The organism is Okeania sp. SIO2B3 (assembly GCF_010672525.1).
GTDB lineage: Bacteria > Cyanobacteriota > Cyanobacteriia > Cyanobacteriales > Microcoleaceae > Okeania.
The window spans coordinates 1-23,775 of sequence record NZ_JAAHGH010000061.1 but is presented as its reverse complement, the minus strand read 5'-3'; the positions used below and the strand labels follow the sequence as shown (position 1 = coordinate 23,775).

The window sequence follows — 23,775 nt, the reverse complement described above, 5'->3', positions numbered from 1 at the left end:
AATTATTAATTGTTGAATCCCCACCCCTTTTGCTAGAGCAACATATAAACACGGCAAGTGAGTGTAGATTTCCCCACCTTTTGAACGGCTATACCTACCTTGGCAATAATCAAAAACTTTAATTAATATTTTGTTATGAAGATTTACAGCTCATAGCTGAGTAAAACTGTGTACCAAAAATATTACTTCTAAAAATTTTCATATCAGGACTTAGGAGATTTTTATATGCGGATTTCTCAAGTTATTCCTTCTACCTTGTCTATAATTCCCATCTCTTCTGTTTGCGGAGCATTCCGTAGGAATTTATGGATTCTTGCTCCTGATTCCTACTCTTACCACTCATGTTTTTCAGCAAACCCTAATTAGTTGATAGATACCTCATTTATACTGATTTTACTGTTAAAGATTACAACGCTTATTTAACATTACAACTTCAGAAAATATATGGAGGTTATAATGAATTTAATATCATCAATTATCCTATGGACTATGCAGATTTACCCTATTTTGATTTGCTTGAAATACCCATTTATTAGGTACTATGTAGTCAATTTATCGCAGAGAATGAATGGCTATTTAGTCAGTATCAAAACCCCCATAAATTTAGTACATATAACTATTGATAACAGTTATTTTAGAACTAAATTATTTAAGAATACTTAATAACAATACTGTTAAAATCGAGCTTTAAATTCAACTTCATCCTGGATATCTAAAGGAGTCTTTGTTATGTCAGCAGAACATGATTGGAAGATACTTTATCAAAAAACACAAGAGCAGATTAAACAGCAATAATTATTACTCTATGCACTGTATCAACAACGTACTTTTATCCGGTCACAAATTTTAGAACAAGCACTAAGCAAAAGTAATGAAACAAATAATTTCAATTGATTGTTAAGTAAAAGCTTAAATCAAGTATTAAGTATTAGGAGTGAGTAGGGATATTTTATAGAACATCCCTAGATTATACTAAATACTAACTTCTGGGGAGAGAAGGTTTAGGGGAGATGGGGAAAAGGTAGAATCTGGCATACTCATAAAGTATCTTTGATAATCTAATTTGGTACGACCCCCCTAGCTTCTCTACTGAGTCTAAATTCCTCAATATTAAAGAGACAAATATTAAATATGAAGAAAATTAAAGCCAAGAAGAATCAAAAAATCAATCAAGTAGAGAATGGCTTAGTGGTATTACAAGAACATGAACTAGAAAGTGTGGTCGGGGGATTTCTTCCTCCAGATTTAGAAGATTTAATGAACAAAAATAAGGAGAATCCAACTTCCCCTAGTATTGAAAGTAATAGGTGGCGGAATTTAGCTTAATATTTACCGAATAATTAAGGTTTAATACAAAATCTGGATAATTAAATTTACTCCGCAAAAACAGAAATAATGCTATTAACTAAACTGTACTATTTACCAAACAATTAAAGTTGAAACCCTCTCCTTTAAAGGAGAAAAAAGCGGTCGGGGAATGGCGAAGTGTCGGAGGCATATCCAATCGACCAAGAGAAGAAAAAATTTTCATCATTAGTCAATTCTATCCATTTTCACTATCGAGGTAATTATTAATTATTAATTGTTGAATGCTGCCCACCACGGAGCATAAGTAATTTTTTGTCGTAGCAAAAACCATTGTAAAGCAGTTAAAATTACTCAAGTTATCAAAATTTTCAAGAAATCACCTAATGGTCATGGGTATGGAGGCCAATCATTTTCTTGTAAAGGCACTTCAAAAATAATAACAAATGCAGCAAAAGTAACGACCCCTAAAATAGATAAACCCATAGGCAAAGCTATAATGTTGGTAATTACCCATTGCCATACCAAGGGATGTCAATATCTCATAAACTATGCTTGTATTCAGATGTTGGCCAAGCAGAAAGTTAATATTGGGATTATTAGTTACCCTTCTTCCTTATTTCTTTGAATTAATAAATATGACTATTTGTACAAACTGTGGACATAACAATACTATTACCTCCCGTTTTTGCTCTAATTGTGGTGCTTATCTAGAGGAAATAAAACCCTATCAAACAACATCTACGGAATTAAAACCAGGAAGTAAATTAAGAAATCGCTACATAATTATTCGCCAAATAGGTCAAGGTGGATTCGGCAAAACTTACTTAGCAGAAGATACAGGTAGATTCAAGCAAGCAGTAGTTTTAAAACAATTAACACCAGGAAACCAAGGCACTGAGTTTGTGCAAAAAGCGGAGGAACTTTTTCACCGAGAAGCAATGATATTACATCAAATTAATCATCCTCAAATTCCGCGTTTTTGGGAATTTATTCAGGAAAATAAATGTTTGTTTTTGGTGCAAGATTTTATTGAAGGGCAAACTTATGAATCTCTGCTTAGTCAACGTCGGCGACAAGGTAAATTTTTTAGCGAAATAGAAATAATTGACTTTCTTCGTCAAATTTTACCAGTTTTAAATTATCTACATAGTCGAGGAATTATTCACCGAGATATTGCTCCTGATAATATTATTTGTCGGGCAGAAGATGGGTTACCAATTTTAATTGATTTGGGTGGAGTAAAACAAATTGCTGCCGAAGTTTCTCACGAAGCTGATAGTTCTAAAAATGTTGTTCCTGCTGCTACTAAGCTAGGTAAATTTGGTTATGCACCTGACGAACAAATACGGTTAGGAATTGTTGCTCCACATAGTGATTTGTATGCTTTAGGAGTGACTTGTTTAGTATTAATGACTGGCAAACTTCCCTCAGAGTTAATTAATACAAAAACAATGCAGTGGCAATGGAGTAAAGAACTAAAATTAAGTCCGAAATTTGATGGTATTTTAAATAGAATGTTGGCTTTTATTCCTGGCGATCGCTTCCAGTCCGCAGAGGAAATATTAGCACAGCTACAACCTCCAGAACCGGAAATTATTGCACCAACTCAAATCAGTAAAACTGAGTCAAAGAATCAAGAAATAGAGACAAAAACAGCAATAGCTTCTATTCCAAAAGTCGGAAATATTATTCATAGTTCTAATGAGGTGCCAGCAGAAATTATTGGTTGGAATTGGGGGGCATTTTTTTTGCCTGGTTTCTGGTGTTTAACTAATCATGTTTGGATAGGATTAATTGCCTGGATTGATTTAAGTTTTGTTACCTTGGGTATCGGATGGTTGCTGACAGGAATAATTTTAGGTATTAAAGGAAATGAGTGGGCTTGGAAAAGTCGGCAATGGAAAAATGTTGCTGAATTTAGAAAGCATCAGAGAATGTGGTCGATTATCTCTTTATTGTTAATTTCAACTGTTGTAATTATTGGTATTTTAGTGATTTTATTTCTGTTTGTTATTGCAGCTTTTATTGCTGGTTAGAGAGATGAATTATCTCTAATATAACTTGACTTTTCAATTAATCGTATCTATATTCTATATATAAATAGAGCTTGCTGATTAATTAGGGTTTGCGCTTCAGTAGTCTTATGGGTAAGGGTTGTCTCCTACCTCAGCAAAAAGACTTTCCATACGCAAACCCTAAATATAAGCAATTTTTTTTAATAACTAGCCCTCCTTATGAAAGTAAAACATTCAATTAATCTATCTAAAGCTACAACTTTTATATTTATATTGGCGCTGATGGTAGCCTATCAAAATTTTTCTTTAGTGACGTGGGTATATTTATCCCTACATGGTACTTATGGAATTTTATGGTTACTGAAAGACCGTATTTATCCAGATAAGCAATGGGAACAAGAAGTTCCTTTTGTACAAGGTATTATAATTTTTGGAATAGTCTGCTTATATTGGGTAGCTCCCTATATTTTAATTAGTAGTGGAACTGAACCTCCATTGCCTTTAGTAGCTGTCGCCATTTCTCTGAATATTTTTGGCATTTTCCTCCATTACAGTAGCGATGCTCAAAAATATTATACTCTCAAATATAAGTCAGGATTAATTACAGAAGGATTCTTTGCCCGTTGCCGAAATACTAACTATTTAGGAGAAATATTTATCTATCTTTCTTTTGCAATGTTAGCCCAACATTGGCTACCTTATTTAATTTTAGGAGCATTTGTTGCCGGAATATTTATCCCTAATATGCTGAAAAAAGATAAGTCTCTATCTCGCTATCCCGAATTTGCAGAATATCAAGCTAATTCTGGGTTAATTCTTCCTCAACTATTTGGCAACAATTCTCTTACTTCCGAAACCAAAAAAATGTAAGCATTTCCTACGGAATGCTGCGCAAACAGCTATTAGCTGTCAGCCCCTCAGCTCTCATTAGGGGTTTTAAATGAATATAGACTGTTTTAGCCGACTTTGGTAGTAAGTATAAATTCTGCTTCAATTACTCAGGACTTACGCAAAGGCACTATTTATAGGGTCCAGTAACTATTGGACAATAGTTTTGAGCAGTATATATAGCGCTGTGCGCAGGCAACAGCTCCGGAAAGCAACAGCTCCGGAAGGGGGAATAAATTACTGATAATATAAGACTTTTAGCTATTTGGCCTCTCCTGCAATTTGTAAATACACCAGCGCTCATTGCTATATAGCGTATCTGCGTAAGTCCTATTACTAAAGCTTTTATCTAAAACTAAAAGCAATAGCTGAACGCTGTTTGCGTAGCATCCCGCAGGGAAGCGCTGACGGCTGAATGCTTACAAAAAAGTTGCAGAAAAAAAATAGTTAAAATATTTGTAGTGGATTGTTTCACCTAAAATAGTGTATTAGCTTTTTTCGTTACCCCATCACCCCATCACCCCATTTTCTATTGCAACATTTTCTATTGCAACATTTTCTATTGCAACATTTTAGATGAAACAGTCCAGTAGTGTGAGGTGTGAGGTGTGAGGTGTGAGGTAGTAGGTAGTAGATTTTGGGTGTTATAACAATTTTATGTAAAGATTCAGCTCATAGATATTTCTTAAGTTTTGGAGTGGAAATATTACCTGAAACTTTGTCTAAAACTGATAATTCAGTGGGGATAGACTTAGGCATTAAAACCTTTGCTAAATTTAGCAGTGGTACGAAGGTTGATGCTCCTAAACCATTGAAAAAACGGATTAAAAAATAGCCTCTTTTCCTAGGTCATGCTCCGCAAACCGCAGGTGCTGCGCTCACGAAACTTAAGTAAATCACTATCTAAGAAAACATTAGGGTCTAAACGATATGAAAAAGCTAGATTGAGAGTAGCTAAATTTTCCTAGGTCATGCTACACAAATATGCCAAACTCAAAGATACTAGGACGGATTTTCTGCATAAATTATCCACTCAAATAATTCGTGAAAACCAAATAATTTTTTTATATCATGTCCGGTAGCATCGGTATTGTATAGCGAAGGTAAGGAAGAAGGAAGAGGGAAGAGGGAAGAGGGAAGAGGGAAGAGGGAAGAGGGAAGAGGGAAGAGGGAAGAAGACTATCAATACCAACGGACATGATATTACAGGTATGACAATGTTTCTGGAATGGTCAAAAAGCCATGCGACCCCGCAACGACCTCAGCTCGCTTGCGGAACGCGCACCAAGAGATATTGACATCCTCTCCCAGTTGAAGCACGGGAGAGGATGTCAAAGTTAGATCGGTGACAATCTTGATAATTAAACTCTCTATCTCCACATAAAACAGAAGTAAGAAGGAAGAAGGAAGAAGGAAAAATCTTGCGTTGTCTGAGTTGTAAGCTTTTTATCTATCAATTACAGTAATGGCGACTGCTATAACTCTCATAAAAAACACTTCTCTTTCCAACCATTAATTTGGTACAATAAGAACAAAAATAATTAATTTTTTGCTACTTAGGGCTTGCTGATTAAATCTAAAAGTATTTACAGATAAAGGTTTCAGTCTTTTTTTTGCCTTTAAAAAGTGCCTGGTTTTCAGCTCTTCACGCTCAAAAAGGAGCGTATTTTAGGCTCATAGTTGGGCAGAAAAATTAAGGGACAAAACTTAGCTCCTACCTCCTCTAAGTTCCCATTTCTCCCCTCCTGGGAGGGGTTGGGGGTGGGTTGTCTCCTGTCTCCTACCCCTACTAAAAGACTTTTTCAGCAAACCCTACTTCACTTTACCCCTGAGAATCAAAATGCTAAACTTAGCTGGTTATCAAGAAACAAACCAAATATATGCCGGAACCCGGACCTTAGTATATCAAGCTATCCAAACTACCCAAGGGCAACCAGTCATCATCAAAGTCTTACGCAACCCCCACCCCAACTTTAACGAATTAGTCCAATTTCGTAACCAATATATCATTACTCACCATCTTGAACATCCAGCTATTGTTCAACCTCTTGCCCTAGAACGTTACGGCAATGCTTACGCCTTGGTGATGCCAGACTCAGGAGCGATCGCCCTTTCGGACTATTGGCAGCACTCTGAGCATTCCCAAAAAGATTTCCTCAACATAGCTATCCAACTAGCATCAGTTCTACACTATCTCAGCCAACAACGGATTATTCATAAAGATATCAAACCAAGTAACATCCTGATTCATCCCGAAACCAAGCAAGTCAAACTCATCGACTTCAGTATTTCCAGTTTACTACCAACCGAACAACAACAACTCATCAACCCTAAAGTCTTACAAGGAACTCTCGCCTACATTTCCCCAGAACAAACCGGACGCATGAACCGAGGAATTGACTACCGTACCGACTTTTATTCCCTGGGAGCAACATTTTTTCAACTCTTAACCGGAAAATTACCGTTTCAGTCTAATGACCCAATGGAATTGCTGCATTGTCATATTGCCCAGACAGCAAGTTTTCCCATAGAAAGTCAAGTTCCAGAAGTATTGCAGAATATTATCCGGAAATTGATGGCTAAGAATGCTGAAGATCGTTATCAGAGTGCCTTGGGATTGAAGTACGATCTAGAGCGATGTCTGCAACAGTTAGAAACTATCGGGAAAATTCCATCCTTTGAATTAGGACAGAGGGATAAGAGCGATCGCTTCATTATTCCTGAAAAACTCTACGGAAGGGAACAGGAAATACAAACCCTCCTTAACGCCTTTGAGCGTGTTGCCACTCCCGCCGATACTACCCTTAGCAAAGGGGGAGAAGAATCCCCCCCAACCCCCCTTAATAAGGGGGGAGTAGAATCCTGTGGGGTAGAAATGATGCTAGTGGCAGGATTTTCAGGTATTGGCAAAACTGCTGTTATCAATGAAATTCACAAACCCATAGTTCGACAACGGGGCTATTTTATCAAAGGAAAGTTTGACCAATTCAATCGAAATATTCCCTTTTCTGCCATTGTGCAAGCTTTTCGAGATTTAATGAGGCAACTCCTCTCAGAAAGTGATACCCAACTGGATAATTGGAAACAAAAAATTATCAATGCAGTGGGAGAAAACGGTCAAGTTCTAATTGAAGTGATTCCAGAGTTGGAAAATATTATTGGTCAACAACCTCCTGTTCCTGAATTGTCTGGCAGTGCAGCACAGAATCGTTTCAACTTGCTGTTTGGCAAATTTATTAGCGTATTTACGACAAAAGATCATCCTCTAGTGATTTTCCTGGACGATTTACAATGGGCAGATTTGGCATCGTTGAAACTGCTGAAGTTGTTGATGAGTGAGTCGGAGATAGGTTATTTGCTATTATTGGGAGCTTATCGAGATAACGAAGTGTTTCCTACTCATCCATTAATGCTGACACTGGATGAAATTCAAAAACAGGAAGTGAAGATTAATACCATCACACTAGCTGCTTTAAGGGAAGTAGATATTACTCGTTTAGTTGCCGATACTCTGCAATGTTCTGTGGAAAATGCTACACCATTGTCTCAATTAGTCTATCAAAAGACCAAAGGAAACCCATTTTTTACAACCCAATTTTTGAAAGGGTTGTATGAAGATGCTTGGATTACATTTGATTCAGAGGCGGGTTACTGGCAATGTGATTTAACGCAAATACGACAGTTAGCCCTCACCGATGATGTGCTAGAATTCATGGTCGGGCGTTTACGTAAACTAGATGAAGCTACCCAGAATGTACTGAAGTTAGCAGCTTGCATTGGTAACCAGTTTGACTTGGAAACCTTAGCGGTAATTTGTGAAAAAAACCTAGAGAAAGTGGCAACAGATTTATGGGGAGCATTACAAGAAGGGTTTGTAATTCCTCAGAGTGAAACCTATAAGTTTTTCCAGGGAGAAGGGGAAAAGGATGTTGACGATATTACAGTTGGTTATCGCTTTTTACATGACCGAGTACAACAGGCAGCTTATTCTTTGATTCCAGAAAAGGAAAAACAAATAACCCATTACCACATCGGACAACTTCTACTGCAACAGCTCCCCAAAGAAGCAAGAGAACATAGAATTTTTGAGCTAGTGGGTCAATTAAATTATGGAACGGTCTTAATTAGTGAACAAAAAGAACGAGATGAATTATCCAAACTCAATCTAATTGCCTGTCGCAAAGCCAGAGCTGCAACAGCTTATCAAGCAGGTCGTGAATATGCCAGCATTGGATTATCCTTGCTCGGCAAAAAACCTTGGCAGCATCAATATGAAATGTGTCTGGAATTCCATAATTTAACGGCAGAATTGGCTTCACTATGTGGTGAGTTTGATGTGATGGAGCAGTTCATTGATACAGTCATCGAACAGGCAAATTATTTACTGGAAAAGGTTAATGTTTACCTAATTAGAATTCGAGCAAATGTCTTCCAGAATAAATCCAATGAAGCTATTGCCATTGCCCAACAACTCTTACAACAGTTTGATGTAACTTTTCCTCAAACACCTACACAAAATGATATTCAAGATTGCATTGCCGAGATTAACAGAGCGATCGGCGACCGGGAAATTGAAGACTTAGTTGATCTGCAAATCATGACGGACGTGGAAAAAATCGCCATTATTCAGATTGCCAATAGTATCACCCCAGCAGCTTATATCTCCGGTTCTCCCTTGTTTCCTTTACTGATTAGCTTATCAGTCAAACTCTCCATTCAATATGGCAACACAACAGCCTCTGTTCTTGCTTATAGTACCTATGGTATCGTTGCTTGTAATTTTTTGCAAGATGTCGATATGGGGGTGAAGTTTGGTCAATTAGCAATTCAGGTCGTTTCCAAACTGGATGCTAAAGCTGTTAAACCAGAGGTATTAGCTGTGGCGGGAATATTCATTTTACACCGCAAATATCATATCAAAGAAGTGTTACCGCTCTTGCAAGATGGGTATGCAACTGGGCTAGAAGTAGGGAGTCTGGAATTTCTTGGATATTGTGCTCACGGTTTTTGTCTTAATTCTTTTTGGTGCGGTCAGTCTCTTGCTATCTTGGAGCCGGAGACTCGTGCTTACTCCCATGCGTTAGTGCAATTGAATCAATTAATAACAGGAAATTGGTGTCTAATTTATTGGCAATCAATTTTAAATTTGCTGGAAGCTGTAGAAGATCCAAGTACATTGTCTGGGGAGGCTCTCCAAGAAGCAGAACTTCTGCCCCAACTGCTCGAAGCCAATGATTCTAATGGGTTGTATTACTTCTATGTCTATAAACTGATGCTTTGTTACTTGTTTGGAGAAATTGAATCAGCTCAAAACTATGCAGTTGAAGGTAGGCGTTATTTAATGGGTGGCGCAGGTTCAGTAACTGAACCTGCATTTTATTTCTATGATTCTCTAGTTGCTTTAGCACAGATGAGTTCACCTGCAGAAGAAACATCAGCAGAATTCCAGCGGGTCGAACAAAACCAAACACAATTACAACAACAGTGGGCAAATTATGCTCCCATGAATCATCAACATAAAGTTGATTTGGTAGAAGCAGAAAAATGCCGAGTCTTAGGACAAAAAGCTGAAGCGGTCGAACTTTATGCACGCGCCATTGCTGGAGCCAAAGAAAACGAATACATCCAAGAAGAAGCCTTAGCGAATGAATTAGTGGCAAAATTCTACCTCGACTGGTGTCAAGAAAAAGCGGCAGTAGGCTATATGCAAGAAGCTTATTATTGTTACGCTCGTTGGGGAGCAAGAGCCAAAACCAAACAACTCGAATCAACATATCCCCAACTTCTCACTGCCATCCTAGAAAGAAAAGAACCCCATAATTTCCACAACACTGTCACCTCTACTCAATCCTCAGATACACTCACTATAGTCCTAGACCAAGCATCTGTCATCAAAGCCTCCAGAGCCATCTCCGAAGAAATCGAACTCAATAGCTTGCTCTCAAAATTGATGCGGGTTCTAATGGAAAATGCTGGAGCAAACAAAGGAGTGTTATTGTTAAGCAACTCCGACAATTGGGAAATCGTTGCTCAATGCCATAACAACACTTGCGATCTATCCACTATTACTCTAGAACAAACTGAAATCATACCCCTCACCATCATCAATACTGTCAAACACACTCAAAAAACACTGTTATTGAACAACCTTGAGCAAAACAATACCTTCACTACAGACCCTTACTTTTTCGCACAAAAACCCAAAAGTCTCCTCTGTACTCCCATTCTCCACCAAGGAAAACTTATTGGCATCCTCTACCTAGAAAATAACCTCACTACAGAAGCTTTTACTCCAGAGCGCCTCGAAATTCTCAATCTGCTGACCGCCCAAGCAGCCATCTCCATCGAAAACGCCAGACTTTACCAACATCTAGAAGCAAAAGTTGAACAAAGAACCCAACATTTACAAGAAACTCTCAAACAATTACAACAAACCCAAGCTCAACTGATCCAAACTGAAAAAATGTCTTCTTTAGGACAAATGGTAGCAGGAATTGCCCATGAAATCAACAATCCCATTAGCTTTATCTCAGGTAATATCGCTCATGCTCGCGAATATTTCCAGGACTTACTAGAGCTGCTAAACCTTTACCAGGAAGACTCACCTGATCCTAGTTCAGTTATCCAAGAAAAACTTGAAGAGCTTGAGTTAGAGTTCTTATGTGACGACTTAGAAAAACTTTTGAACTCTATGGAAACAGGAAGTAAGCGCATTAGCAAAATTATTCGCGGTTTGCGTAACTTCTCCCGCCTGGACGAATCGAAAAGCAAGGAGGTAAACATCCATGAAGGATTAGATAATACCTTAATGATTTTGCAACATCGTCTCAATGGAAATAGCTCTGGTCTAGAAATTGCTATTGTTAAAAACTATGGGGAACTTCCCCGGGTTAACTGTTATGCCAATCAACTCAATCAAGTATTTCTACATATTCTGAACAATGCACTTGATGCTGTAATCGCCTCAGAGTCAGAGAATTGTCCCCAAATTTCCATCACAACTGAGGTGAAAGACTCGCAAACGGTAAGAATTAGAATTGCTGACAACGGCATTGGAATGAGTGAAGATATTTGTCAACGAATTTTTGACCCCTTTTTTACTACTAAAACAGTTGGTAAAGGCACCGGACTAGGGTTGTTTATTAGTTACCAAATTATCACTGAGCAACATGGAGGACAGTTAGAATGTATTTCTCAAGCAGGAAAAGGCACAGAATTTATGATCAATATTCCGATAAAATGACGGAGGAGTCAGGAGTCATATCATGTCCGGTTGAATAATTAGACTTTGGTGGAAGGAAGGCAGCGGGAGCTGGAGGCAGGAGGCAGAAGCGGTGCGACCCCGCGGGGCGCGTCAGACGCAAGCGGTCGGAACCCGCGTCGGCGTCAGACGCAAGGGAACGCCGACCAAGAGAGGGAATGCTGACCAAGAGAGGGAATGCGCACTCCTGTGAGGAAAGAAAAGGTAAGAAGGGAAAAGGTTTTTTTATAACTGATTATCCGGACATGATTAGGACTTACGCAGATACGCTATATATAGTACTTTTAACTATTGTCCAATAGTTACTGGACTCTATACATAGTGTCTTTGCGTAAATCCTGATGATATTAGGAGTCAGGAGTCAACCCACCCCTAACCCCTCCCAGGAGGGGGAGTCAGGAGGGAAGAAAGAAGCAAGAAATAATATCATTTGTTTGACATACTCCCGACGTTGTCCCGTAAGGGCAACGCGGGATTCTTCAGTCTGGGAAACCCTGACCGCTGTTTAGACAGAGGTGATGTCCTCCCCCTGTTTTGAACTGGAGAATAACAAAATGTAGCTAGCTTGTCAAGGGCTTGTGAACGTTTAGCTTATGAAGGTATCCGAATCCTGGCCCTGGCTTTCATCCCGACGCTCCCCTGCGGGAGAGCGCGGGACTTCCCGCCAGGAAAGTTAAACTCAAGGGTGAATATCTACAGGAAATTTAGGTTTTTTCAAGTTTTTAAGCCTTCTTCCCTCTTCCTTCTTCCTTCTCGGACATGATATTAAGCCTTCCTGCCTCTTCCCTCTTCCTTCTTCCTTCTTCCTTCTTCACTTCTCGGACATGATATTAAGCCTTCCTGCCTCTTCCCTCTTCCTTCTTCCTTCTTCACTTCTCGGACATGATATTAAGCCTTTCTGCCTCTTCCCTCTTCCTTCTTCCTTCTTCCTTCTTCCTTCTCAGACATGATATTAAGCCTTCCTGCCTCTTCCCTCTTCCTTCTTCCTTCTTCCTTCTTCAATGGTAATTCTAAAATAAATTCTGAACCCTGGCCTAAAATTGATTCACACCAAAGTCTCCCACCATGGTTTTCTACTACAATTTGATGGGCAATGCACAATCCTAAACCTGTTCCATCACCCACTGGTTTAGTAGTAAAATAGCTATCAAAAACTTTTGCCTTAACTTCTTGTGACATTCCCATTCCGTTGTCTTGAATTCTCACCACTACTGCTGTTTGATTCTCATTTATTGCAGTATGAATTAAAATCTGAGGCACAACTTTCAACTGAGAAAATTCTTTTTGATTACTCAACTCATTTATAGCATCAATAGCATTAGAAATAAGATTCATAAATACCTGTCCTAATTGTCCTGGAAAACATTCAATATGTGGAATATATCCATATTCTTTCACTACTTTAATCCGTGAACGATACTGATTAGCTTTCAGACGATGATTTAGTATTAATAGGGTGCTATTAATACTTTTATGAATATGAAATGTCACCTTTTTTTTGTTATTTAATTCAATCCGAGAAAATGTTCGTAAAGATGTGCTCAGGATAGTAATTCTTTCTGAAGCTGCTTTCATAGATGTAACCATGTTGGGTAAATCATGAATAATAAAGTCTAGATCCATTTTTTCAGCATCTTCAATAATTTCTGAAACAGGATGAGGATAATATTTTTGGTAAAGAGATAAGTGATGAATTATATTTTTAATATAAATTTCTAGATGATTAGTATTACTATAAATTGAACCTATGGGATTATTTAATTCGTGAGCTATTCCAGCAATTAATTCTCCTAGTGCTGACATTTTTTCGCTTTGAATTAGTTTTACTTGAAATTTTTTTAACTCATTTAAAATTTGATCGAGTTCATGAGTTTTCTCGACTATTGTTTGTTCTAGATTTTTTCTCAAATATTGTAAATTGATGTGAGTTTTAACTCTAGCGAGAACTTCTATTACTTTAAAAGGTTTTGTAATATAATCAACGGCTCCCAAAGTAAAACCTTTAACGATACTTTCACTATCTGCCATGGCCGTCATAAAAATTACGGGAATATCTTTAGTTTCAGGATTTTCTTTCAACTTTTTACAAGTTTCAAATCCATCCATGACTGGCATTTGTATATCTAGCAATATCAGTTCTGGCAATTCATAAGAAATTTGTTTGAGTGCTCGTTCACCGCTAATTGCTGTGGTAACTTCATATCCTTCATCAATTAAAGTTTCAACCATTACTGTGAGGTTAGCTGGAGTATCATCTACAACTAAAATAAGTGCTGAACTACTTGTGGTTGTCACTAATTTACTCCTTTTGCTCTAAAAAACTTTGAATAAATTCTTCAATTTTATCAGCTTCAAAATCTTTAGTCCATTGCAAAATTGGTTTAATGAAAGGAATATATTTTTGATTCGACTGCTGAATTTGTTGAGCTTTTATACTCAATTTATTCAGCCTACCTCTCTGTACCAATGCGAGTAAGATTTCTAATTCTTCTAATGGTGGGGATAAAATCTGAGGGTTGTCAATAACTATATCTGAAGTAGATGATTCTGGCATGATTTCTATATTTTTTGTTTGAGCATATTTCCATTTTATTCCTAAATGTCGATCTAGCATTTTAAATAATTTCTGTGCATTTACAGGTTTAGGGAGAAAATCATTACCCCCAGCATCAAGACTTTTGTGTCGATCTCTCTGTGATACGGAGGCAGAAGAGACTATTACTAGCAAATTTTTCAATTCATCAACTGCACGCAACTGCCTGAGCATCTCAAAACCATCCATCACTGGCATCTGTAAATCTGCAATGGTTACATCTGGCTTGAGTTCTGCTAATTTAGCTAATCCTTGAGAACCATTTTCTGCCTCCGCAGTTACAAAACCAATTGGTTGCAGCAAATTAATTAGCACAGATCGATTTTCCCAGCGATCGTCAATAACCAGAACAGTTTTTTGTGTCCCTGTGTAACCAATAATTTGTTTTCCAGCGATCGTAGAAGCTGACTTGACCCAGTTAGCACTGAGAGTAAATTTCGCTTTAAAGGAAAAGATACTGCCTACACCTAACTTACTTTTTACTCTAATTTTTGAACCCATGAGATTAACAATTTGACTACTAATAGCTAATCCTAATCCTGTTCCTTGAGAGCGTTTCATCTGCTCTCCCACCTGCTCAAAGGGTTTGAAAATAGTGTCGATTTTTTCTGCTGGAATACCAACTCCTGTATCTTGAACTTTAAATTCAATGGTAGAAAATGGATGTGAGTTATCTTGACTCTGACTCGACTTACCTCTAAAAGTTTTCACTTGAAAAACAACCTTACCAGTATCAGTAAATTTGACTGCATTACTTAACAAATTTATTAAAACTTGGCGCAAGCGTTTTTCATCTGCAATGATACCCGTTGGTAAGTTGGTTTCTGGTTGATAAATAAGCTCAATTCCTTTTCGATCAGATCTAATACGAATCATTTCTACAATTCCTTCTAGGAAAGAGGGGAAATGAAAATTGGAGGGATATAAATCAAGTTTACGAGCTTCTATTTTTGATATATCAAGAACATCATCGATCAGAGTTAACAAGTGGTTACCACATTGATGAATAATTTCAATGCTTTTGTGTTCTTTTTCGCCCCCATACTTAGAACGATGAAGGATTTGAGCGTAACCGAGAATGCCATTGAGAGGGGTGCGTAATTCATGGCTCATATTGGCTAGGAATTCGCTTTTGGCTTGGTTTGCTATCTCAGCAGCTTGTTTGGTTTTTTTGAGTTGCTTTTGCTCAAATGATTGTACTTTCCACAAGACTATAATCATGGTAACGGCTAAACTTAGCACTACTAATGCCATCAGATTTAGTGCTTTGAGTTGCGATTCAATATTTGCACGGGGGATAATTAAGCCCAGAGACCAGTCTGTTTGCTCTATGGGAAGATAAGCTAGATAAACTTGGCGATCGCTAATCTCTACTAATTCTATACCCTTTTCCTTGGCAAGCATTTTTCGGGAAATATTCTGTAACTTAGGATTTTTTGACGACGAAAAATTGGGAATAGGTTTTGTTTCATTGCCGTTTAGATCTTTTTGAGGTATAAATATTGACTCTCCTTCAGAATTAATTGCAAAAGCATAACTATTATCACCATACTGCAAACTACTCACTACTTGCCTCATCCGGTCAGTTGAAATTGCACCCGCTAGAATTCCTATTGGTTGTTTGATATTAGGATCGTCTGACCACACAGGAACAGCAACAAAAACCATTAAAACATCTAGAGTGCGAGAAATTACAGGATCGGAAACATTTACTTGACCAGCTATGGCTCGTTTAATGTGCTTACGGTCTTTAAGATTGGCTTTTGCCTTGCCAACTTTACTGGTATAGTAGGAACCATCAGGATTAATCATGGCAAAAAAGAAAAAATCTGGCGATCGCAACTCTTTAGATTTTAAGAAAGGTCTAACCACTGACCAGTCCATGGTTCGGAATGTAGGAGTATTAGCAGTAGTGTATGTTTCAATTTTTTTGGTGGCTAACCAGCGATCGATATTATCTGCTCCTAGCTGCACTTCCAACAAAGCATTTTTTTTCAATTTCTCTAGAATTAATTCACGAACAACTTGATAGCTATAAAAAGCAGCAATACTAACTAAGACAGTAGTACATGCAACCAACAAACGTAACAGAAAACTACGAGTTGATTTCCGATCTTGTAGACTATTTTTCCACCAAATACTTAGCTTTTGATGAAATTTGATTCCTGGTAGTTGCTCAGTTCTATTCATAGCTACTTCATTCTAGTTGATTGAATCAAATCATTAGTTTTTTTGGCGTTGCTGAATAGCGTGTATGATATTCATCTTCATTACTTAGGAGTCAACCCACCCCCGCCCCTCCCAGGAGGGGAGCCAGAAGGGGAACGACTGAGTCAGGAGTTAGGAGGACCGAGTCAGAAGGGAATAAAGAAGAAAAAACAGGAGTAGAAGGGGAAAGTTTTTTGCCCGCCCTCTTATCCGGACATGATATCATACCTCAAGTCACCAATGCCGTTTTTCAAGCACCTTAATTAAGGTTAATTAATCAGTCTAATTTTTCTTAGACAAACTAGGTCTACTAAAAAATATTAACTTGGTAATTGTCAGAAAAATTAAATCTTAATTTATCTATGAATTTTGATTGTATATCATTCTCATTTTCAAATTATATTTATAAGTAATTATCGTATTACTACTAATAAAAATTTGATAGATATTAGGATATATAAGTCATAAGTCACCGATTTATAACTTCTATTTTTTTGAGTTATTATTTAACTGTAGACAATCTATATTCTAATTGCGATAGCACCTCTTAAATACATATTATCATATAGAACATAAATTGCTCTTAAACTCTGAAAAGAGTAGTATAAAATAGTACCTAAAAACCAAACACTCGATTATGAATAGCCCATTTTTGAATCGTCTCCATAGCCCAGAACGCCCAGTCATAGTTTTTGATGGTGCAATGGGTACTAATCTCCAAGTCCAAAACCTGACTGCTGAAGACTTTGGCGGTAAAGAATACGAAGGTTGTAACGAATATCTTGTCCATACTAAACCAGAAGCAGTTGCTACAGTCCACCGAGGGTTCTTAGCAGCAGGTGCCGATGTGATTGAAACTGATACTTTTGGTGGTACAAAAATTGTATTGGCAGAATACGATTTAGCGGACAAAGCTTATTATTTGAATAAAGCAGCGGCCGAATTAGCAAAGTCTGTTACTGCGGAATTTTCAACCCCAGAAAAGCCTCGATTTGTTGCTGGGTCAATGGGGCCAGGAACAAAATTACCTACCCTGGGACATATTGATTTTGACACCCTAAAAAATGGTTTTGCCGAGCAAGCGGAAGGTCTTTTTGATGGGGGAGTAGATTTATTTCTTGTAGAAACTTGTCAGGATGTTTTACAAATAAAAGCAGCATTAAATGGCATAGAAGAAACCTTTGCAAAAAAAGGCGATCGCCGACCTATCATGGTGTCAGTAACTATGGAATCTTTTGGAACTATGTTAGTTGGTTCGGAAATTAATGCTGCTCTGACAATTTTAGAACCTTATTCTATCGATATTCTGGGATTAAATTGTGCCACTGGTCCGGATTTAATGAAGGAACATATTCGTTATTTGTCGGAAAATTCGCCTTTTGTTGTTTCCTGTATTCCTAATGCTGGCTTGCCAGAAAATATCGGCGGACAAGCTCACTACAAATTAACTCCTTTAGAGTTAAAAATGGCTTTAATGCACTTTGTTGAAGACCTGGGAGTACAAGTTATCGGCGGTTGTTGCGGTACTCGTCCAGACCATATTAAAGCATTAGCTGAAATTACTCAAACTCTCACACCAAAAGAACGAAAATATAACTATATTCCTTCAGCAGCATCTATTTATTCTTCGGAAACTTACGAACAAGATAACTCATTTTTAATTGTTGGGGAAAGACTGAATGCTAGTGGTTCTAAAAAATGTCGAACTTTGCTGAATAATGAAGACTGGGATGGTTTAGTTGCCTTAGCAAAATCTCAGGTAAAAGAAGGAGCACATATTCTCGATGTTAACGTTGATTATGTGGGGCGCGATGGGGTTAAAGATATGCACGAATTAGCATCTCGTTTAGTCACAAATGTTAATTTGCCTCTGATGTTAGACTCGACTGAATGGGAAAAAATGGAGGCTGGTTTAAAAGTTGCTGGCGGTAAATGTTTGCTAAATTCTACTAACTATGAAGATGGAGAACCTCGTTTTTTTAAAGTATTAGAATTGGCGAAAAAATATGGTGCTGGTGTGGTAGTTGGAACCATCGATGAGGATGGAATGGCTCGGACGGCGGATAAGAAATTTGAAATAGCAAAACGAGCTTATGATGCAGCAATAGAATATGGCATTCCAGCCCATGAATTGTTCTTTGATACTTTAGCTTTGCCAGTTTCTACAGGTATTGAAGAGGATAGGGAAAATGGAAAAGCCACAATTGAATCTATTAAAAAGATTCGGAAAGAGTTACCAGATTGTCATATAATGCTTGGGGTTTCTAACATTTCATTTGGTTTAAATCCCGCAGCAAGACAAGTGTTGAACTCGGTATTTTTGCATGAAGCAATGGCAGTAGGTTTGGATGGTTCTATTGTTAGTGCCAGTAAGATTTTACCCATGTCAAAAATTGAACCAGAACATCAAGAAGTTTGTCGGAAGCTAATATATGACCAACGGGAATTTGATGGGGATATTTGTGTTTACGACCCTCTAACTGAATTGACAACAATGTTCCAGGGTAAAACAACTAAAAAAGACCGAAGTGCTACACAAAATTTACCAATTGAAGAACGTTTAAAACAACATATTATTGATGGGGAACGTATCGGTTTAGAAGATGCTTTGGCAAAAGCTTTAGAAACATATCCGCCGTTAGATATTATCAACGTCTATTTATTAGATGGCATGAAAGTAGTAGGAGAATTATTCGGTTCCGGGCAAATGCAATTACCATTTGTATTGCAGTCTGCTCAAACTATGAAAGCAGCAGTTGCTTATCTACAACCTTTCATGGAAACAGAAGAGTCAGGTGAGGATAATTCTAAAGGAACTTTCTTAATTGCTACTGTTAAAGGAGACGTTCACGATATTGGTAAAAATCTCGTGGATATTATCTTGTCAAATAATGGTTATAAAGTAATTAACCTCGGAATTAAACAACCAGTTGATAATATTATTTCCGCTTACCGGGAACATAATGCTGACTGTATCGCCATGAGTGGTTTATTGGTGAAGTCAACCGCATTTATGAAAGATAACTTGGAAACATTTAACCAAGAAGGTATTACCGTTCCCGTGATTTTAGGTGGTGCTGCACTAACACCTAAATTCGTTCATCAAGATTGCCAAAATACCTACAAAGGTAAAGTAGTTTATGGTAAGGATGCCTTTTCCGACTTGCATTTCATGGATAAATTGATGCCAGCAAAAGCAGAAGAGAAATGGGATGACATTCAAGGGTTCTTAGGTGAGTTTGCCGAAGAAAACGGTAATGGGAGTGGGAATGGTAATGGTAATGGTAAAGTTGATACCCAAGTTAAGTCCGAGGAAAAAGAGAAAACTAAACCTGCTGAACCAGTTGTGGTAGATACTCGACGTTCCGATGATGTAGCAGTAGATATCGATCGCCCCACTCCTCCATTCTGGGGAACCAAGTTATTACAACCAGAAGATATGCCATTCGAGGAATTATTCTGGTATTTAGATTTACAAGCGTTGATGGCAGGGCAGTGGCAATTCCGCAAACCCCAAGGACAACCACGGGAAGAATATAATGAGTTTTTAGCTGAGAAAGTTTATCCGATTCTGGAAACTTGGAAATCACGGGTAGTTGAAGAAAAGTTACTACATCCCCAAGCTATTTATGGTTATTTCCCTTGTCAAGCAGAAGGAAATACACTTTTAATCTACGACTCCGACGAAATGAATAAGACTGGAAAAGCAACAAAAGTTGTCAACAGTTTTGAATTTCCTCGGCAAAAGTCAGGACGACGGTTATGTATTGCTGACTTCTTTGCTCCCAAGGATTCCGGAATTATTGATGTGTTCCCCATGCACGCTGTAACAGTGGGAGAAATAGCCACTGAGTTTGCTCAGAAGTTGTTTGCTGCCGATCAGTATACAGATTATTTGTATTTCCACGGTATGGCGGTACAAACTGCGGAAGCAATGGCAGAATGGTTACACGCTCGTATTCGTCGGGAGCTAGGTTTCGGTGCAGAGGATGCAGATAATATTAAGGATATTTTGAAACAGCGTTATCAAGGGTCGCGCTATAGTTTTGGTTATCCTGCTTGTCCCAATATGCAGGATCAGTTTAAGCAGTTAGACTTGTTGGATGTGAAAAGGATTGATATGTATATGGATGAGAGCGAGCAACTTTATCCAGAACAGTCTACGACAGCGATCATTACTTATCATCCTGTGGCGAAATATTTTAGTGCGTAGTTTGGTGTAGTTTAATTTAGGGTGGGCGATATGCTCACCTTTCCTGTAAACAACAGAGTGCAAATTTAGTTTATTACCGAAGAATTAATAATTAAATAATTAAATAATTCAGCTTTGTTAGCCTCCCCTTTCAAGGGAAAAAAAATAAATTTTTTCCTTTTCGTCAATCCTCTCCCTTTTAGGGAAAGGTAATTCTCCATTATCCATTATCCATTAATGAAAAGTATTTAGCTGAACATGAGATGAACCAATAATTTGCAAAAAAAAGCATCTATTTGATATGCTAGAAATAGCTTTTAAATTATTAGTTTTAGGTTGAGTTTTATGGCTTACGATTCAGAACAACTTTTTATTAGTGATGATTTTATTATAGAGCTGATGGGTTGGAAAGAAGTTGACTTTCTCGGTCCCTTTGGCGGTAGTCGCGGACTCAAAGAACAGAAGGAACTTCGAGAAAATGGTCTTAAGCTCCTTAGAATAGGACCAATTTTCTTACAGAGGTTGACTGGTTCTCTTTACTATAACTCTTTTTTCCAGGATAAATTTGTGAACCGATCTACTAAAAAAATTCCTCTAGCTTCTTCAGCTCTCAGACATTTAGTTTTAGAAGCTGATAAGTTTAATAATACTGCTAAAAACGTTGTTGTATTAGATAAATTAAAAGAAGCAGGAAATCCCGTTCAATTCTCGGATAGAGAAAAAGTTATTGGTGCAGTTAAACTAACACGAAAAGATATTGTGCGTGCTATTAAAACAGAAAGAATATTGAGAGAAAACCCTAATTTTAGACCAGAAAAATTTTCTGATAATATTTCTGCCTTAAAAGCCATGCAAATTAGTGATAAAGCTAATAGTTATGGAAAATATTTTGATGAAACAATGCAAGTAGCTGTAAGTATTCAAGATGAATTAAAGAGGTTATTGAATAACTAACAAAGGAAATAATAAATATGCCAGAACTAAAAATTAAATGCCAGCACCCAGAATCATTAAAAATTTTATTAAAAGCAGCAGTAGAAAAAGAATTACAATCTTTGTCTGATGGTATTGAACGAACCAAACAAAGATTGCAGGAATTTGAGACTAAGTATCAGTTATCTACAGAAGAATTTCTCAGAAGATATGAAAATGATGAATTTACAGAAACCCTAGAATTAGACGAATGGATTGGAGAATCTTGGATGCTGGAAAATCTCTGTGAAGAAGTAGAAAATTTAAAGGTGGTTGAGTTTGTTAATTAAGGATTATGTTCAGGAAATTCGTGAAGTAATTAACTCTTGCTCATTAGTCACTTCCTTCAATATTACATCTGATGAACGAACAGGCGATCAAGGTTTTATTGTAGGTGAAATAAGTTTTATAGATGGTTCTATTCTTTATTGGCGTGAATTTGTAAATGTTAAAACAATAATCAATCGTGGTATGTACGTATATCAATATATGACTCCCTCCAAAAACTTGATTTTTCGTTATGACAATACTAGACACCATAAAAAGCTAAATTTGCCCAACTTTCCTCATCACAAACATGATGGAACTGAAGAAAATATTATTTCCTCAAATGCTCCTACTTTGATAGAAGTATTGCAGGAAATTGAAAATTTATGATAAGTATTGCTATTCTGAAATAGGGCGATTTTAATGAATTAATTTACAAAATTAATAGAGGTAATTAAACATGAAATTAACAGCAACAGAACAAGGGTTATTCATACCCAAAGAATTGTTAGGAGAAAACCAAGAATTTGAGATTATTCAAGACAATGGGAAAATTATTATCACCAGCATCAAAAAAACACCTTCTATTTGGGATTTAGGTAAAAATCCTGTGGAATGTGATGTAAAGGATGGCGCAATTAATCACGACCGTTATCTGTATAATCAACAATGAAAGAAGTATATTTTTTGGATACTAGCTATATTTTGGCTCTAGAAATAAAAAATGAAGATGCTCATCAACAAGTATTACAAAATTGGAATTTTTTAGCCAAATCTCAGCCTTTGTTAGTAACAACAACATATATTTTTGATAAAGTAGTAACTTTCTTCAATAGTATAAACCTTCATTATAAAGCAGTTGAAGTTGGTAATCAACTATTGGAAAGTCCTGATATAGAATTGATTAATATTGATAAAAGTCTATTTAATCAAGGATGGCAATATTTTCAAAAGCATCAAGACAAATCCTATTCTCTTACTGATTGTTTATCATTTATCATTATGAAACAACGAAAGATAGTTACAGCTTTAACTTTAGATAACCATTTTCTTCAAGCTGGATTTGAAGTGTTACCATGATAACTTAATATTTTTGCTAAAATGACTTCTTATATGAGTTGGAGATGACTTTTATGACAGCAATAACAAATAATAATATTGAACAAGAAGTTATGGATAATCTGAAATTATTACCGCCTGAAAAACAACAGGAAGTGTTAGACTTTATTCAGTTTATTCAACACAAATTGAAACTATCTCAAGTTGATTCTAAAAATAAGTTATCTCTCAAAAAAAATCTCGTTTGCCTATAGCGGAGCGTCATAAATTATTAACAGCATCAATAGCTAAAACTGCTGAAAATTTTTTAAATGACCCAGAATTAACAGAGTTTTCTATTCTTGATGGAGAAGATTGGGAAACAGAAAATGAATAATCCTAAAAGAGGAGAAGTTTGATTCGTACAACTAGACCCGACTAGAGGTCAAGAAATCAAAAAAACTCGCCAGGCAGTTGTGATTAGTTCAAACCTTTTTAGTTCAGTAAGTGTCTGAATTATTATTTCTGTAGCCAAATGGAACCTAAGTTTCAAAACCGCCCCTTAACTCTGCGGGTAATGCGCTTTAAGTTCGTAGTATTGGGAATTTGGGACTTCTTGGTTCAGGTTTAGGTCGTCTCAGTTGACTCCTACCCTAACCACTCATACTTTTGAGCGCAAACTCTCTTGTTGACAAAACCAATAATTTTGTTTATATTTGCTTTTAAGTAACTTTATATATAATAGACATCTTATAAACTTTAACTATTGTCCAATAGTTAATAAAAAAAATCATGGGTACTAGAGAAGCATCTTTTTTATTAGGTATATCTCGTCAACGTTTATTAGTTTTATTAGCTCAAGGAAGAGTTAAAGGAGCCGAAAAAAAAGGCAGATTCTGGGAAATACCAGTTTCAGACAGTGGAATGCCTGTAATAATTCCGGCTCGGCGGGGTCCGAAAGGTATGTGGCGCAAGAGAGAATCTACCACACCAAAAATGATTCATGTCAATCAAAACAAAATTCAAAGTAATA

The 23,775-nt window shown here is 37.0% G+C and carries 16 protein-coding genes and 2 pseudogenes; 15 read left to right on the top strand and 3 right to left on the bottom strand.

What is annotated here, in order from left to right:
* Positions 1-1,131: 1,131 nt before the first annotated feature.
* Entirely contained in the window at positions 1,132-1,326 is a 195-nt protein-coding gene (locus tag F6K15_RS26415) for a hypothetical protein (RefSeq protein WP_293066534.1), read from the top strand.
* Between the two features lie 369 nt (positions 1,327-1,695).
* Here F6K15_RS26415 and F6K15_RS26410 read toward each other — a convergent pair whose 3' ends face one another.
* Positions 1,696-1,833 carry a hypothetical protein gene (locus tag F6K15_RS26410; RefSeq protein WP_293066532.1) on the bottom strand — a complete coding sequence of 46 codons (138 nt, stop codon included), beginning with the start codon at positions 1,831-1,833 and terminating at the stop codon, positions 1,696-1,698.
* Positions 1,834-1,943: 110 nt separating this feature from the next.
* Between F6K15_RS26410 and F6K15_RS26405 the strand changes: the two genes are divergently transcribed.
* From F6K15_RS26405 to F6K15_RS26390, 4 genes are all read left to right on the top strand, one after another.
* Positions 1,944-3,344: a serine/threonine-protein kinase gene (locus tag F6K15_RS26405; protein ID WP_293066530.1), complete on the top strand. Its 1,401-nt coding sequence runs from the start codon at positions 1,944-1,946 to the stop codon at positions 3,342-3,344.
* A gap of 198 nt (positions 3,345-3,542) precedes the next feature.
* Positions 3,543-4,193, top strand: coding sequence for a DUF1295 domain-containing protein (locus F6K15_RS26400; protein WP_293066527.1), 651 nt, complete (start codon positions 3,543-3,545; stop codon positions 4,191-4,193).
* Between the two features lie 655 nt (positions 4,194-4,848).
* Positions 4,849-5,046: a hypothetical protein gene (locus tag F6K15_RS26395; RefSeq protein WP_293066524.1), complete on the top strand. Its 198-nt coding sequence runs from the start codon at positions 4,849-4,851 to the stop codon at positions 5,044-5,046.
* Between the two features lie 1,005 nt (positions 5,047-6,051).
* Positions 6,052-11,454, top strand: coding sequence for an ATP-binding sensor histidine kinase (locus F6K15_RS26390; protein WP_293066522.1), 5,403 nt, complete (start codon positions 6,052-6,054; stop codon positions 11,452-11,454).
* Between the two features lie 906 nt (positions 11,455-12,360).
* Here the strand turns inward: F6K15_RS26390 and F6K15_RS26385 are convergent.
* Together F6K15_RS26385 and F6K15_RS26380 are read right to left on the bottom strand one after the other, a co-directional pair.
* On the bottom strand, positions 12,361-13,767 hold the full coding sequence (locus tag F6K15_RS26385) for a response regulator (protein ID WP_293066520.1): 1,407 nt from the start codon (positions 13,765-13,767) through the stop codon (positions 12,361-12,363).
* A gap of 4 nt (positions 13,768-13,771) precedes the next feature.
* Positions 13,772-16,255 (bottom strand): hybrid sensor histidine kinase/response regulator, encoded by a 2,484-nt coding sequence (locus F6K15_RS26380; RefSeq protein WP_293066517.1) that lies wholly within the window; start codon positions 16,253-16,255, stop codon positions 13,772-13,774.
* Positions 16,256-16,910: 655 nt separating this feature from the next.
* Here F6K15_RS26380 and metH point away from each other — a divergent pair.
* The 10 genes and pseudogenes from metH to F6K15_RS26335 form a co-directional block, all read left to right on the top strand.
* On the top strand, positions 16,911-20,486 hold the full coding sequence (gene metH / locus F6K15_RS26375) for a methionine synthase (RefSeq protein WP_293066514.1): 3,576 nt from the start codon (positions 16,911-16,913) through the stop codon (positions 20,484-20,486).
* 324 nt (positions 20,487-20,810) lie between these two features.
* On the top strand, positions 20,811-21,419 hold the full coding sequence (locus F6K15_RS26370; protein ID WP_293066511.1) for a hypothetical protein: 609 nt from the start codon (positions 20,811-20,813) through the stop codon (positions 21,417-21,419).
* A 17-nt stretch (positions 21,420-21,436) separates the two neighbouring features.
* Complete coding sequence (locus F6K15_RS26365) at positions 21,437-21,727, top strand: hypothetical protein (RefSeq protein ID WP_293066509.1); 291 nt, start codon at positions 21,437-21,439, stop codon at positions 21,725-21,727.
* Positions 21,717-22,094 carry a DUF6516 family protein gene (locus tag F6K15_RS26360; protein WP_293066506.1) on the top strand — a complete coding sequence of 126 codons (378 nt, stop codon included), beginning with the start codon at positions 21,717-21,719 and terminating at the stop codon, positions 22,092-22,094. The genes F6K15_RS26365 and F6K15_RS26360 overlap by 11 nt, the downstream gene beginning before the upstream one ends.
* A gap of 70 nt (positions 22,095-22,164) precedes the next feature.
* The gene (locus F6K15_RS26355) at positions 22,165-22,377 is read left to right on the top strand and encodes a hypothetical protein (RefSeq protein ID WP_293066504.1); all 213 of its coding nucleotides are present in this window, start codon (positions 22,165-22,167) and stop codon (positions 22,375-22,377) included.
* A 14-nt stretch (positions 22,378-22,391) separates the two neighbouring features.
* Positions 22,392-22,784 carry a type II toxin-antitoxin system VapC family toxin gene (locus F6K15_RS26350; RefSeq protein WP_293066501.1) on the top strand — a complete coding sequence of 131 codons (393 nt, stop codon included), beginning with the start codon at positions 22,392-22,394 and terminating at the stop codon, positions 22,782-22,784.
* Between the two features lie 53 nt (positions 22,785-22,837).
* A complete protein-coding gene (locus F6K15_RS26345) occupies positions 22,838-23,017 on the top strand; it encodes a hypothetical protein (protein WP_293066498.1) in 180 nt (59 codons plus the stop codon).
* Entirely contained in the window at positions 23,008-23,139 is a 132-nt protein-coding gene (locus tag F6K15_RS26340; RefSeq protein WP_293066495.1) for a hypothetical protein, read from the top strand. The genes F6K15_RS26345 and F6K15_RS26340 overlap by 10 nt, the downstream gene beginning before the upstream one ends.
* Positions 23,140-23,176: 37 nt before the next feature.
* Positions 23,177-23,257: pseudogene (locus tag F6K15_RS38660) on the top strand (type II toxin-antitoxin system PemK/MazF family toxin); the annotation flags it as partial.
* Between the two features lie 277 nt (positions 23,258-23,534).
* Positions 23,535-23,775 (top strand): annotated as a pseudogene (locus tag F6K15_RS26335) (hypothetical protein); the annotation flags it as partial.